This window comes from Streptomyces liangshanensis, assembly GCF_011694815.1.
Taxonomy (GTDB): Bacteria; Actinomycetota; Actinomycetes; order Streptomycetales; family Streptomycetaceae; genus Streptomyces; species Streptomyces liangshanensis.
Genome location: NZ_CP050177.1, coordinates 6,494,496 through 6,507,635, shown reverse-complemented (window position 1 = coordinate 6,507,635; position 13,140 = coordinate 6,494,496). Strand labels below are relative to the sequence as shown.

Genomic DNA, 13,140 nt, shown 5'->3' with positions numbered 1-13,140 from the left:
TCAGCGGCGGGCGCCCGGGCGGCCCGTACCGACGCCTCGCCACAGCACCACCGCGCCCGCCAGCAGCAGTGCCCCCACGCCCCCGGCGACCGGGGCGAGGCCGACGCCCGGGCCGGGGTCCTCGTGGGGGTCGGTGGGGCCGTCGCCGAAGTACCGCTTCCCGTAGCCGTCGGCCGCGCCGCTCGTCGTCCGCGTGCCGGAGAGCTTCGCGCCGGCCTCGATGGCGGCGGCGGGGTCGACGAAGCCGTACCCCTTCGCGTCGTCGCGGCCGTTCGCGGGGGCGTCCCTGGCGGTGTCGGCGAGCAGCTTCTTGATCTGCGCCGGGGTGAGGTCGGGGTGCGCGGAGCGTACGAGGGCGACGGCGCCGGACACGAACGCGGCGGCGGCGCTCGTACCCCAGCCTTCGTAGTACTTGCGGTCGGGGTCCGCGATCACGATGTCGACGCCGGGGGCGCTGACGGTGGCGTACCAGCGGCGGGTGGAGAAGGCCGCGTGGGTGCCGAAGCGGTCGACGGCGGCGACGGCGATGACGCCGGGGTAGGCCGCCGGGTACGAGATGTGGTCGCCCTTCTCGCCGCCGTTGCCGGCCGAGGCGACCACGACGGCGCCCTTGCCCAGCGCGTATTGGACGGCCGCGTCCTCGGCGGCCTCGGGGTGGGCGGACTTGCTGTCGTCGCCGAGGGAGAGGTTGATGACGTCCGCGCCGTGGTCGGCGGCCCAGCGGATGCCTTCGGCGAGGGCGCCGCCCTTGGAGGTACGGGCCTTCTCGCGGGCCGGGTCGCTGCCTTCGAGGATGACGCGCACCGGCAGGATCTTGGCCTGCGGCGCGATGCCGAGGACGCCTTCGGAGCGGTCGGGTCCGTGGCCGTGACCGGCGATGATCCCGGCCATGGCGGTGCCGTGCCGGGCCCAGGAAGGGTCGCCCTCGACCGCGCCGAAGCCGACGAGGTCGTGGCCGGGCAGTACTTGTCCTTCCAGGTCGGGGTGGCCCCCGTCGACGCCGGTGTCGAGCACGGCGACGGTGACGCCGTCGCCCTGGGAGGTCCGCCAGGCCTGATCGGTGTGCAGCGCTTCGAGGGCCCACTGCTGGGCCCGGAGCGAGTCGGCGTGGGCGGGGACGGCGGGGAGTACGGCGAAGGAGGCGGCGGCGAGGACGGCGAGGAGTTGGCGCCTCGGGCGGCGGCGCGGGGCGGACGCGAGGCGCCTCGGGCGGGGGCTCGTCGCGCGCGGGCCGGGTGTCGGGGGCGTCATCGGGGGGCCACCGTCGTGGTGGTGGCCGCTGTGCGCAGGCCTTCTTCGACGCGGGCGGCGATCCCCTTCGCCTCGAATCCGAGGCCCGCCTCCGCCGCCGCGGTCTTCGCGCCCGCGACGGTCGCCGCCTTCGCCGGCTGGGGGTCGGTGACCGTACGTCCGTCCGCGAAGCCGGAGACGGCGTAGCCGACGACGGGCATGCCGTCCACGACGTCCAGCGTCCAGGACGCGCGCTGGCGCTCGCCGAACCCGGCGGCGAGGGTGCCTTCGACGGAGAACGTGTGCGGGATGTGATCGGTCCGTTCGGCGAGTCCCCCGGTGGTGAGCCGGGAGTTCAGGGCGGTCATGGCGGGGCGGTCGCCCTCCGTGAAGACCAGCCCCACGGTGGTGAGGCTGCTGGCGGTGGCGTCCGCGTAGGTGGCGCGCAGCACGCGGGTGCAGCCGGCCGGGCGCAGCGTCTTGACCAGCGGCGGGGGCAGCGCGTCGGCGCAGGCGCTGTCGGGCGCCACGGCGACGCGCGTCCAGGTGCGGTCGGCGCGGCCGGGCCCGGCGTCGTCGCCCGTGAGGGTCCGGGGGAAGAGGGTGTCGACGGGGACGCTGTGCCACAGGGCGCGCGCGGTGGTGTACGTGTCGGGTACGGCGGGCTCGGCCGCCGAGTCCCCGGTCAGCCAACTGCCGGTGACGGCGCCCCCGATGAGCCCGACTCCGAGGACGACACAGGCGACGGCGGCGGCCGCCCTGACGGGCGGGCGGGAGGGTACGGGCCGCAGGCGGGTGGTGGTCTCGCTGGGCGATTCGGGCGGCGGCGCGGTGGTCCAGGCATGGTGCGGGCCGACCGCTCCGCCGGGGGCGGCGCCCCGTGCACCCGGGAACACGGACGCCCCCGCAAAGCCGACCCGGCCGGGGTGCGGCGGGGCGCCGGGCGCATGGGTGGGCCGAGGCGGAACGGCACCCGGTACAGGGCCAGCCGGGGCCGGGGCCGTACCGCCGCGTTCGTACATGCCGCCCGTCGATGGCGGACCCGGTACCTGCTGGCGATCGCCATGGACCGGCGGCGGCCCGGCGGGGCGGGGGCCGTCGGACCCGGGGTACGAGGCGCCGCCGGGAGCCGCACCTGCGAGCCCGGGTCGCGGCGGCGCGGCAGGACCGCTTGCGGCCGGGGCCGTATCGCCACGCTCGTACCCTCCGCCGACGGGCGGCGGGCCCGGTACCTGACGGCGATCAGCGTGGACCGGCGGCGGCCCGGCGGGGCGGGGGCGGTCCGACCCGGGGTACGGGGCGCCGCCGGGAGCCGCGCCTGCGGGCGGTTCGAGCGCGGGGCCCGTACCGGGTCCGCCACCGGAAACGCCCCGGTCCGCCTCGGTTCCAGGACCGGCAGGCGGTCCGGACGCGGGGCGCGTGCCCGGGGGCCCGGCGGCGCCCGGGGCGGTACGTGGGGCGGCCGCGACCGCCCGGGGGCCCCGGGCGGCCTGCGGTGCGGGCCCCTGGCCCGCATACGGCGGCGGGGCGCTGGCGTTGCTGGCGGGCGCATGGGGGCCCGTATCTGCGGGGCGGCGCCCGGGGGCCTGGGGCTCGTGCGGCGGCGGGGTGCTGGCGTTGTCGGCGGGTGCGTGGGGGGGCGGATTGGTGGGGTGGCGTGTGGGGCCCTGGGCTGGGGCTTGTGGGGGGACGGATCTGCGGCCTTCGTCGAGGCCCGGGGGGCGACCGGGCGGGGGCGCGGCGGGTCCGGCCCGGTGGTTCGTGGCCGGGTGCTCGGTGGGCTGGGTCGGGAGACGGGCCGCCGGGGGGGCTTCGGGGCGGGGGGCCGGGGGCGGTATGGAACCGTGCGCCGGGTCCGGACGCTCGACCGGGTCCGGGCCTGTGGGTGCCTCCTCGTCGGGGGTGCCGCCCGCTTGTGGGGGTGCCGGGGTGGTGGCGTCCCGCGTGGGTGGTGTCCGGGGTGGGTGGGCGGGAGGCGGGGCGTGGGGTGGGCGCGGTGGGACGGGGGCGCGTTGTGCCTCGGTGCTCATCCGGCCCCCATGTCCTCATCCGGTGCGCGGCTGGTCGCATGCCGATCGGCCTTACGGGGCAGGCCCGTTCATCGCCGCGTGGGCGTCACTCTACGGGCTGACACGGGCCCGGCGGGAACGGGAAGCCCGGCCGGGGGACGTCCGGGGGTGTCTTGTCGGGCATGCCGGATCCGGGACCAGAACCGGGACCGGATCCGGGAGGGGCGTGCGCCTCCCACGGTCCCCGCGGGTTCCCGGGAGGGTTCGCACGGAACTTTCCCCTACCGATCGGTAATCCGGTCTGGCAAGCTCGGTCCATGAATCCGCGCGCCACTGACCGGGCCCGGTACGACCGGGCCACCGCCTCTCTCGACGCGCCGCTCGCGCTCGTCGATCTCGACGCGTTCGACGCCAACGCGGACGACCTGCGGCGCCGCGCCGGCGGGAAACCCATCAGGGTGGCGAGCAAGTCGGTGCGCTGCCGGGCGCTGCTCGAACGGGTGCTCGCCCGGGACGGCTTCGCGGGGATCATGTCGTTCACGCTCGCCGAGTCGCTGTGGCTCGCGCGCGCCGGGTTCGAGGACATCCTCCTCGCCTACCCGTCCGCCGACCGCGCCGCGTACGCGCAACTCGCCGCCGATCCCAAGCTCGCCGCCGCCGTCACGGTCATGATCGACGACCCGGCGCACCTGGAGCTGATCGACGCGGCGCGCGACGGCGGTACCGAGGAGATCAGGGTCTGCCTGGAACTGGACACCTCCCTGCGGCTGTTGGGCGGCCGCGTCCGGATCGGCGCCCTGCGCTCCCCGCTGCGCGACCCGGCCCAACTGGCCGAGCTGGCCAGGTCCGTCGTGCGCCGGCCGGGCTTCCGGCTGGTCGGTCTGATGGCGTACGAGGGTCATGTGGCCGGCGTCGGCGACTCCGTGGCCGGCCGTCCCTTCCGGTCCCGGGCGGTACGGCTCATGCAGTCCGCCGCCCGCAAGGAGCTGGCCGAGCGCCGCGCCGCCGTGGTGCGCGCGGTCCGTACCGTCGCGCCCGACCTGGAGTTCGTCAACGGCGGCGGCACGGGCAGCGTGCAGCACACGGCCGCCGAGGACGCGGTGACCGAGATCGCCGCCGGGTCGGGCCTGTACCAGCCGAGGCTCTTCGACAACTACACGTCGTTCAGCGGTCGTCCGGCCGCCCTGTTCGCCCTGCCGGTGGTCCGCAGGCCCGGCGTGGGCGTGGTGACCGTGCTCGGCGGCGGCTACCCCGCGTCGGGCGCGGCGGGCCAGGACCGGCTGCCCGTGCCGTACCTCCCGGAAGGCCTGCGCTACGACGCGCAGGAGGGCCCCGGCGAGGTGCAGACCCCGCTCCTCGGCTCGGCCGCGGACGATCTGCTGATCGGCGACAAGGTGTGGTTCCGGCACGCGAAGGCCGGCGAACTCTGCGAGCGCTTCGACACGTTGCACCTCGTGGAGGACGACCGCGTGGTGGCGAGCGTACCCACGTATCGGGGTGAGGGGCTCACGTTCCTCTGACACCCGCAAGGCGCCCCGCCTTCCCGGCGTTCAGCCCTTCTTGGCCGGTTTCGCCGGTGAGGCGGGCTCCTCCTCGGGTACGGCGGCCTCGGCCACCGAGCTGGCCCAGCCGACCATGGCGTCGTCCTCCAGTCCGTCGCGGTCCGGGACGAGCGCGTGTTCACAGCCGCGTCCGGTGTGCTGGATCGACACGTTCGTCCACGGGAAGGCGGGCCACCAAGGGGAGTTGTCGCCGCTGTCACCCGACAGGGCCCAGAACGTGACGAGTTCCCGGTCGCTCTCCGTCAGCCGGTCGAACCACCCCACGTGGGCCAGGGGACGGCGGCTCTCGGCGATCAACGTGCCGTCGCAGTTCATGCGCCGACGGCCGTCCGGGTAGTTCCCCGCTTCCCCGGCCGCGGTCTCCACCCGGTCGGCGCGCGCCACGGCGACGTCCGTCGTCAGGCGCAGCAGGTCGAACTCGCCCAGGGGAGCGTGGGCCTGGAGCGTCGTGCGGAGTTTTTCGCCCGGTCCGATCCACGCGTAGTCCTCGCCGACCGGCCCGACCTGGATCTGCTGCGGGGACGTGTAGGTGGTGTAGGTGCTGAGGCGGGCGGCGGAGCCGTAGTTCCCGCCGAAGACCCGGTCGAAGGGCAGGTTGTCGTGCGGGAGCGGCTTGCCCGCCAGGCGTATGCGCGTGCCGCTGATCTCGTACAGGGAGGTCAGCATCCGGACCGGTGTCCTCCCGGTGTTCTCGAGGGTGATCTCCGCGGTCAGCTCCAGCCGGTCCTTCCGTACCTCCACCTCGGTGATGCCGTTCTCCACCATCACGACGGGCGGGGAGTTGGAGGGCTCGTACCGTACGGAGTACCAGAACTGAGGCAGCGTCACACAGGCCGCCAGTAACCCCGCGCCCGCCGTCACCAGTGCTCCCCTGAGGGTGGCTTCGGCGGAGGACATCGTCTCCGGGGTCGCGGCCGGAGGCGTTTCGCCGGGGCGCGGCCCGGCCGCAGGTGTGAAGTCCGCCACCAGCAGGGCCAGAGCGACCAGGCCCGCGCCGAGCGCCACCCCGGCCGTGAGGCCCAGGACCACCTGACAGGTGAAGTTCGACCCGACACACAGGAGCACCCACACCGTGGAGCCAAGGGCGACCACGTCGGCCACGCGAGGGGCCCACCCCCGCATGCTCCCCAGGCGGCCCTCGGGTCGCAGGGCCACCAGCGTCCCTCCCGCGACCACCGCGCCCGTACCCACCAGGACGACGCCGTGGGTCCGTACGTCGAAGTCGTTGCCCCAGAACACGTCCGCGATCCCGACGACGGCGAGAGCGACCCCGTAGGCGAAGAGCGCGGCCCGAAGACCCCATACCACCCGGCCGCCGAGGTACGGGGGACGGCGGCGCCCCGCGTCGGGCGGGTCACCGGGCGTGGAGGCCCCGCCGGTACCGGCCGTGCCGGAGGGTGATGGGTCGGGCTGGGGCTGTGGGGTCGAGCTGTCCGCCATCGTTCTCCTCCACACGCTGTCGGAGCGGCAGCATAGGAGGCCGTGGACGCATACGTCCGGCGTCCGCGCGTTTTGAGGCGCGGACGCCGGACGGGCCGGCAGGGTGCGGGTACGGGACCGGCCCTCCCCCGCTACACCGGGGTGACGTACGCCCCCGAGATGCCGCCGTCGACCAGGAAGTCCGACGCGTTCACGAACGACGAGTCGTCGCTCGCGAGGAAGGCGACCGCCGCCGCGATCTCGTCCGCCTCGGCGAAGCGGCCCAGCGGGATGTGGACGAGGCGGCGCGCGGCGCGCTCGGGGTCCTTGGCGAACAGCTCCTGGAGCAGGGGGGTGTTGACCGGCCCGGGGCACAGCGCGTTGACGCGGATGCCCTCGCGGGCGAACTGCACGCCCAGCTCCCGGGACATCGCCAGCACGCCGCCCTTGGACGCGGTGTACGAGATCTGCGAGGTCGCCGCGCCCATCCGGGCCACGAAGGACGCGGTGTTGATGATCGAGCCCTTCCCCTGGCGTTGCATGTAGGGGATAGCGGCCTTGCAGCACAGGTAGACGGACGTCAGGTTGACCTCCTGGACCCGGCGCCAGGCGTCGAGCCCGGTGGTGAGGATCGAGTCGTCGTCCGGCGGCGAGATGCCCGCGTTGTTGAAGGCGATGTCCACGCTGCCGTAGGTCTCGTACGCCGTCCGGAACAGCGCCTCGACCTGGTCGGCGTCGGTGACGTCGACCCGGACGAAGGTGCCGCCGGACTGCTCGGCGGCCGCGTTGCCCGCCGCTTCGTCGATGTCTCCGCAGACGATGTGCGCGCCCTCGGAGGCCAGGCGGCGCGCGGTGGCGAGGCCGATGCCGCTGCCTGCTCCGGTGATGACGGCGGTACGGCCGATCAGGCGCCGGCAGACGGGCGCTTCGCTCGGGGCGCTCAGGGCGGCGCTCTGGGGGTCGGTCATGGTGGGCTCAGGCCTCCGTGCTGATGAAGACGTTCTTGGTTTCCGTGAAGGCCGCGAGGGCGTCGGGGCCCAGTTCGCGGCCGAGTCCGGACTGCTTGTAGCCGCCGAACGGCGTCCCGTAACGGACGCTGCTGTGGGAGTTGACCGACAGGTTGCCCGCCGCGACGGCGCGCGAGACGCGCAGGGCGCGGCCCACGTCCCGGGTCCAGATGGACCCGGCGAGGCCGTACTCGGTGGCGTTGGCCTGCCGGACGGCGTCCTCCTCGTCGTCGAAGGGCAGGACGACGGCGACGGGTCCGAAGACCTCGTCGGTGGCGACCGGGGCGCCGGCGTCCTGGTCGGTGAGGACGGTCGGCGGGAACCAGAAGCCGGGTCCGTCCGGCGCGCTGCCCCGGATGCCCGCGGCGCCGTCGGGGACGTACGACCGGACGCGCTCCAGCTGGACCGCGGAGATCAGCGGGCCCATCTGGGTCTTCTCGTCGGACGGGTCGCCGACGACGACCGACTCGACGGCGGGGGCGAGGAGTTCGAGGAACCGCTCGTGGACCTCCCGCTGGACGAGGATGCGGGTACGGGCGCAGCAGTCCTGGCCGCTGTTGTCGAGGAACGCCATCGGGGCGGTGGCCGCGGCGAGGGCGAGGTCGGAGTCGGCGAAGACGATGTTCGGGCTCTTGCCGCCGAGTTCGAGGGTGACGTGCTTCACCAGGCCGGCGCTCCTGGCCATGATCTGCTTGCCGATCCGGGTGGATCCGGTGAACACGATCTTGGCGACGCCGGGGTGTTCGACCAGTGCGTTGCCGGCGACCGGGCCCGCCCCGGGCAGGACCTGGAAGAGGTGCTCGGGGAGGCCTGCCTCCAGGGCGAGTTCGGCCAGGCGCAGGGCGGTGAGCGGGGTGGTCTCGGCGGGCTTGAGGAGGACGGCGTTGCCGGCCGCGAGGGCCGGGGCGGTGCCCCAGGCGGCGATCGGCATCGGGAAGTTCCAGGGCGCGATGACGCCGACCACGCCGAGGGGTTCGAGGAGGGTGATGTCGAGGCCGCCGGCGACCGGGATCTGACGTCCCGTCAGCCGTTCGACTCCCCCGGCGCTGTAGTCGAGGAGGTCGCGGACGTTGCCGGCCTCCCAGCGGGCGTTGCCGATCGTGTGGCCGGCCTCGGAGACCTCCAGGCGGGCCAGTTCCTCGGTGTGGGCGTCGACGACGGCGGCGAAGCGGCGCAGCAGCCGCGCGCGGTCGGCGGGGGCCGCGGCGGCCCAGCGGGCCTGGGCGACGGTGGCCCGTACGACGGCGGTGTCGACCTGCTCCAGGGTGGTGGCCGCCACCGTGGCCACGACCTCGCCGGTGGCGGGGTCGAGGACCTGGTGCTCGGTGGGGTGGGGCGGGTGGTCGGTGCGGGGCTGGTCGGGCACGTCGTTCCTCACAGGCGTTCGAAGGAGCGGCGGAGCTCCCAGTCGGTCACCGCGGCGTCGAAGGCCTCGACCTCGACCCGCGCCATGTTGCGGTAGTGGGCGACGACCTCGTCGCCGAAGGCCTCGCGGGCGATGGGGCTGTTCTCCCACAGCTCGGCCGCCTCGCGCAGCGAGGTCGGGACGTGCGCGTAGTCGGCGGTGTAGGCGTTGCCCGCGCACGCCTCGGGGAGCTCCAGCTCGTGCTGGACGCCGTACAGCCCGGCGGCGACGAGGCCCGCGACGGCGAGGTGCGGGTTGACGTCCCCGCCGGGGAGCCGGTTCTCGAAGCGCAGCGAGCGGCCGTGGCCGACGACCCGCAGCGCGCAGGTGCGGTTGTCGAGGCCCCAGGCGACGGCCGTGGGCGCGAAGGACCCGGGCTGGAAGCGCTTGTACGAGTTGATGTTCGGCGCGTACAGCAGGGAGAAGTCACGCAGCGCGGCGAGCTGGCCCGCGAGGAAGTGCCGCATGACGGCCGACATGCCGTCGGGGCCGTCCCCGGCCATGGCGTTGGCGCCGTGCTCGTCCTGGAGCGAGAGGTGGATGTGGCAGGAGTTGCCCTCGCGCTCGTTGTACTTCGCCATGAACGTCAGCGAGACGCCCTCCTGCGAGGCGATCTCCTTGGCGCCGGTCTTGTACACGGCGTGCTGGTCGCAGGTGACGAGGGCGGCGTCGTACTTGAAGACGATCTCGTGCTGGCCGGGGTTGCACTCGCCCTTCGCCGACTCGACGACCAGTCCGGCGGCCGTCATGTCGTTGCGGATGCGGCGCAGCAGCGGCTCGACGCGGCCGGTGCCGAGGACGGAGTAGTCGATGTTGTACTGGTTGGCCGGGGTCAGGCCGTGGTACCGGCTGTCCCAGGCCTGCTCGTAGGTGTCCCTGAAGACGATGAACTCCAGCTCCGTGCCCACGTGCGCGGTGAGGCCACGCTCGGCGAGGCGTTCCAGCTGGCGGCGGAGGATCTGGCGGGGCGCGGCGACGACGGGGGTGCCGTCGTTCCAGGCGAGGTCGGCGAGGAGCATCGCCGTACCGTCGTTCCAGGGGACGCGGCGCAGGGTGGAGAAGTCGGGGTGCATCGCGAAGTCGCCGTAACCGCGGTCCCAGGAGGACATCGCGTAGCCGTCGACGGTGTTCATCTCGGTGTCGACGGCGAGGAGGTAGTTGCAGCCCTCGGTGCCGTGCTCCAGGACCTCTTCGAGGAAGAAGGGGGCGGCGAACCGCTTGCCCTGGAGCCGCCCCTGCATGTCGGGGAAGGCCAGGACGACCGTGTCGATCTCGCCGCTCTCGACGAGGAGGCGCAGTTCCTCGACGCTCAGCGGGGGTGTGCGGTCTGCCACGGGATGGAGCCTCCTTCGGTCAGCCGGAAGCCATAAGGTATTCCTGGAGACCATTGATTGGGAAGGGGAAACGGCGACGTGGCGAAGAAGAACGAGCCGATGGACCCGCTGACCCCGGTCCTGCGGCCCGTACGGGCCGGCAACGGTTTCGAGGAGGCGCTGGAACAGATCCTCCAGGTCGTCCGGCTCGGTCTGGTGGCGGGCGGCGAACGGCTGCCCGCGGAGCGCGAGTTGGCGGACCGGCTGCGGATCAGCCGGGTCACGCTGCGCGAGGTGCTCAAGGTGCTCCAGGACCAGGGCCTGGTGGAGAGCCGCCGGGGCAGGTACGGCGGTACGTTCGTGCGCCCCCGGCCCGACACCCCGGCGGGCGGCGCCGAGGAGGAGCTGCGGCGGCGGGTGGCGGGCGTGGACATCGAGGACGTCCTGCGGTTCCGCGAGGTGCTGGAGGTGGGCGCGGCGGGGCTGTGCGCGGCGCACGGGCTGGACGGGGAGCGCGCGGAGCGGCTGCGGGCGGCGCTCACGGCGACCCATGACGCCCCGCTGGCGGAGTACCGCAGGCTGGACACCCTGCTGCACCTGACCCTGGCCGAGCTGTCCGGCTCGCCGACGCTGGCCGCGCAGTACGCGGCCGTCCGGGCGACGGTCAACGACCTGCTGGACTGCATCCCGCTGCTCGTACGGAACCTGGAGCACTCGCAGCGGCAGCACACGGCGCTGGTGGGGGCGGTGCTCGACGGGGACGCGGACGGGGCGCGCGAGATGACGCGCGAGCATTGCGCGGGGACGGCGGCGCTGCTGCGGGGGTTCCTGGCCTGAGCGCCGGGAAGTGACGGCGGGTCGAAGAAGTAACCGCGTGTTGACGCAGAGGGCTTGCGCGGCCCCGCGCGGCCCGCAAAGGTGTGGCCTCACACCTTTGCCCGCCACCCGGCACCACCGAGGCAGGAGCTGCTCATGAGCGACGGCACCGACTCGCGCGTCCCCACCACCCCGGCCGATTCCGTCCCCGGCACCGGCCGGGCCCCCGGCGCCGAGGACGCCGACTACCTGCGCCGCCGTACGCTGCGCCGGGGCAGCGCCGGCTGGCTGCTGCTCACCGGCCTCGGCGTCGCCTACGTCGTCTCGGGCGACTTCTCCGGCTGGAACCTGGGCCTGGCCGAGGGCGGCTTCGGCGGTCTCGCGATCGCCACCCTCCTGATGGGCGTGATGTACGCCTGCCTCGTCTTCTCCCTCGCGGAGCTCTCCGCCATCCTGCCCACGGCGGGCGGCGGTTACGGCTTCGCCCGGCGCGCGCTCGGCACCTGGGGCGGCTTCCTCACCGGGACGGCCATCCTCATCGAGTACATCCTCGCGCCCGCCGCGATCTCCCTCTTCATCGGCGACTACGTGGAGTCGCTCGGCCTCTTCGGGCTGACCGCCGGATGGCCGGTCTACCTGGCCTGCTTCGTGATCTTCATCGCCATCCACCTCTGGGGGGTGGGCGAGGCCCTGCGGTTCAGCCTGGTGGTGACGGCCGTCGCGGTCGCGGCGCTGCTGATCTTCGCGGTCGGAGCCTTCACCGAGTTCGATGCCGGGGGCCTCGACGACATCCCGGTCGACCCCGACGCCTTCGGCTCGGGCTCCTGGCTGCCGTTCGGGCTGCTCGGCATCTGGTCGGCGTTCCCGTTCGGGATGTGGTTCTTCCTGGGGGTGGAAGGGGTGCCGCTGGCCGCCGAGGAGGCCAAGGACCCGGTGCGGTCGATGCCGAAGGCCCTGTCGATCTCCATGGCGGTGCTCGCGCTGCTCGCCCTGATCACCTTCTTCGCCGCGACCGGCGCGCGCGGCTCGGCCGCCGTGGCCGACGCCGGCAATCCGCTGGTGGTCGCGCTCCAGGGCGACGGCGACCCGACCGCGCTGAGCCGGTTCGTGAACTACGCGGGGCTGGCCGGCCTGGTGGCCTCGTTCTTCTCGCTCATCTACGCCGGTTCCCGGCAGCTGTTCGCGCTCTCCCGGGCCGGCTACCTGCCCCGGTTCCTGTCGCTGACCAGCCGCCGCAAGGCGCCGTACCTCGGTCTGCTCATCCCCGGCGCGATCGGCTTCGCGCTGGCGGCGGGCAGCGGGGACGGGGGCCGGATGCTGAACGTGGCGGTGTTCGGCGCGACCATCTCGTACGCGCTCATGGCGCTCTCGCACCTGGTGCTGCGCCGCCGCGAGCCGGGGCTGCCGCGCCCGTACCGTACCCCCGGCGGGACGCTCACCTCGGGCACGGCGTTCGCGCTGGCCCTGTCCGCGCTGGCCGCGACGTTCCTGGTGGACAAGGAGGCGGCCTTCATCGCGCTGGGCGTGTACGCGGTCGCCCTCGCCTACTTCACCTTCTACAGTCGGCACCGGCTGGTCGCGGCGGCACCGGAGGAGGAGTTCGCGGCGCTGGCCGAGGCGGAAGCCGAACTGGAACGCGGAGAACCACGGAGGACCGACCACCCATGAAGCCGCTCATCGGCGTCAGCACCTACCTGGAGGACTCCGCGCGCTGGGGCACCTGGGACCTGCCCGCCGCCCTGCTGCCCGCCGCCTACCCGACGCTCGTGCGGCGGGCGGGCGGCCTGGCCGCGATGCTGCCGCCCGACGACCCGGCCGCGGCGGCCGCGGTGGTGGCCCGGCTGGACGGGCTGGTGATCGCGGGCGGGCCCGACGTGGAGCCCGTACGGTACGGCGCCGAGCCGCATCCCCGCACCGGGCCGCCGGCGCGGGAGCGGGACGCGTGGGAACTGGCCCTGATCGGGGCCGCGTTGGCGTCCGGGACGCCGCTGCTCGGTATCTGCCGGGGCATGCAACTGCTGAACGTGGCGGTCGGCGGCACACTCGTCCAGCACCTGGACGGGCACACCGCGACGGTCGTCGGCACGTTCGGCGCGCACGACGTGAAGCCCGTGCCGGGCACGCTGTACGGGTCGCTGGTCGACGAGGAGACGACCGTACCGACCCAGCACCACCAGTCGGTCGACCGGCTCGGGGACGGCCTGACGGTGTCGGCGTTCGCCTCGGACGGCACGGTCGAGGCGATCGAACTGGCGCCGCCCCACTGGGCGCTGGGGGTGCAGTGGCACCCGGAGATGGCGCGGGACACCCGGGTCATGGCGGCCCTGGTCCGCGCGGCGGCGGAGCGCGGGGGCGCCTGAACCGGCCCGGACCCGCGTG

At 74.3% G+C, this 13,140-nt stretch carries 10 protein-coding genes; 4 read left to right on the top strand and 6 right to left on the bottom strand.

Annotated features, from left to right (window positions below; translation table 11 throughout):
* On the bottom strand, positions 1–1,251 hold the full coding sequence (gene mycP, locus HA039_RS28180) for a type VII secretion-associated serine protease mycosin (protein WP_167034153.1): 1,251 nt from the start codon (positions 1,249–1,251) through the stop codon (positions 1–3).
* Entirely contained in the window at positions 1,248–2,126 is an 879-nt protein-coding gene (locus tag HA039_RS28175; RefSeq protein WP_425086390.1) for a hypothetical protein, read from the bottom strand. The genes mycP and HA039_RS28175 overlap by 4 nt, the downstream gene beginning before the upstream one ends.
* A 1,430-nt stretch (positions 2,127–3,556) precedes the next feature.
* Here HA039_RS28175 and HA039_RS28170 point away from each other — a divergent pair.
* Positions 3,557–4,759 (top strand): amino acid deaminase/aldolase, encoded by a 1,203-nt coding sequence (locus HA039_RS28170; RefSeq protein WP_167034152.1) that lies wholly within the window; start codon positions 3,557–3,559, stop codon positions 4,757–4,759.
* A gap of 30 nt (positions 4,760–4,789) precedes the next feature.
* On the opposite strand, the gene HA039_RS28165 is transcribed toward HA039_RS28170, so the two are convergent.
* The 4 genes from HA039_RS28165 to HA039_RS28150 form a co-directional block, all read right to left on the bottom strand.
* Positions 4,790–6,241 (bottom strand): hypothetical protein, encoded by a 1,452-nt coding sequence (locus HA039_RS28165; protein WP_167034151.1) that lies wholly within the window; start codon positions 6,239–6,241, stop codon positions 4,790–4,792.
* Positions 6,242–6,372: 131 nt separating this feature from the next.
* A complete protein-coding gene (locus HA039_RS28160) occupies positions 6,373–7,188 on the bottom strand; it encodes a 3-oxoacyl-ACP reductase (RefSeq protein WP_208298726.1) in 816 nt (271 codons plus the stop codon).
* Between the two features lie 7 nt (positions 7,189–7,195).
* Positions 7,196–8,593, bottom strand: a complete 1,398-nt coding sequence (locus HA039_RS28155) for an aldehyde dehydrogenase family protein (RefSeq protein WP_167034150.1) — start codon at positions 8,591–8,593, stop codon at positions 7,196–7,198.
* Between the two features lie 8 nt (positions 8,594–8,601).
* Positions 8,602–9,966, bottom strand: a complete 1,365-nt coding sequence (locus tag HA039_RS28150; protein ID WP_167034149.1) for a glutamine synthetase family protein — start codon at positions 9,964–9,966, stop codon at positions 8,602–8,604.
* Positions 9,967–10,065: 99 nt separating this feature from the next.
* Between HA039_RS28150 and HA039_RS28145 the strand changes: the two genes are divergently transcribed.
* The 3 genes from HA039_RS28145 (at position 10,066) to HA039_RS28135 (ending at position 13,121) form a co-directional block, all read left to right on the top strand.
* A complete protein-coding gene (locus HA039_RS28145) occupies positions 10,066–10,782 on the top strand; it encodes a FadR/GntR family transcriptional regulator (protein ID WP_167037738.1) in 717 nt (238 codons plus the stop codon).
* 135 nt (positions 10,783–10,917) lie between these two features.
* On the top strand, positions 10,918–12,429 hold the full coding sequence (gene eat, locus HA039_RS28140) for an ethanolamine permease (RefSeq protein WP_167034148.1): 1,512 nt from the start codon (positions 10,918–10,920) through the stop codon (positions 12,427–12,429).
* Positions 12,426–13,121 (top strand): gamma-glutamyl-gamma-aminobutyrate hydrolase family protein, encoded by a 696-nt coding sequence (locus HA039_RS28135; protein WP_167034147.1) that lies wholly within the window; start codon positions 12,426–12,428, stop codon positions 13,119–13,121. Before eat ends, HA039_RS28135 begins: the two co-directional genes overlap by 4 nt.
* Positions 13,122–13,140: the final 19 nt, after the last annotated feature.

What these genes read in the sequence shown, in the direction of transcription:
- HA039_RS28170 (WP_167034152.1), top strand. Translation starts at nt 3,557, where the DNA reads ATGAATCCGCGCGCCACTGACCGGGCCCGGTACGACCGGGCCACCGCC.
- HA039_RS28160 (WP_208298726.1), bottom strand. Translation starts at nt 7,188, where the DNA reads ATGACCGACCCCCAGAGCGCCGCCCTGAGCGCCCCGAGCGAAGCGCCC.
- HA039_RS28135 (WP_167034147.1), top strand. Translation starts at nt 12,426, where the DNA reads ATGAAGCCGCTCATCGGCGTCAGCACCTACCTGGAGGACTCCGCGCGC.
- HA039_RS28165 (WP_167034151.1), bottom strand. Translation starts at nt 6,241, where the DNA reads ATGGCGGACAGCTCGACCCCACAGCCCCAGCCCGACCCATCACCCTCC.
- mycP (WP_167034153.1), bottom strand. Translation starts at nt 1,251, where the DNA reads ATGACGCCCCCGACACCCGGCCCGCGCGCGACGAGCCCCCGCCCGAGG.
- eat (WP_167034148.1), top strand. Translation starts at nt 10,918, where the DNA reads ATGAGCGACGGCACCGACTCGCGCGTCCCCACCACCCCGGCCGATTCC.
- HA039_RS28145 (WP_167037738.1), top strand. Translation starts at nt 10,066, where the DNA reads ATGGACCCGCTGACCCCGGTCCTGCGGCCCGTACGGGCCGGCAACGGT.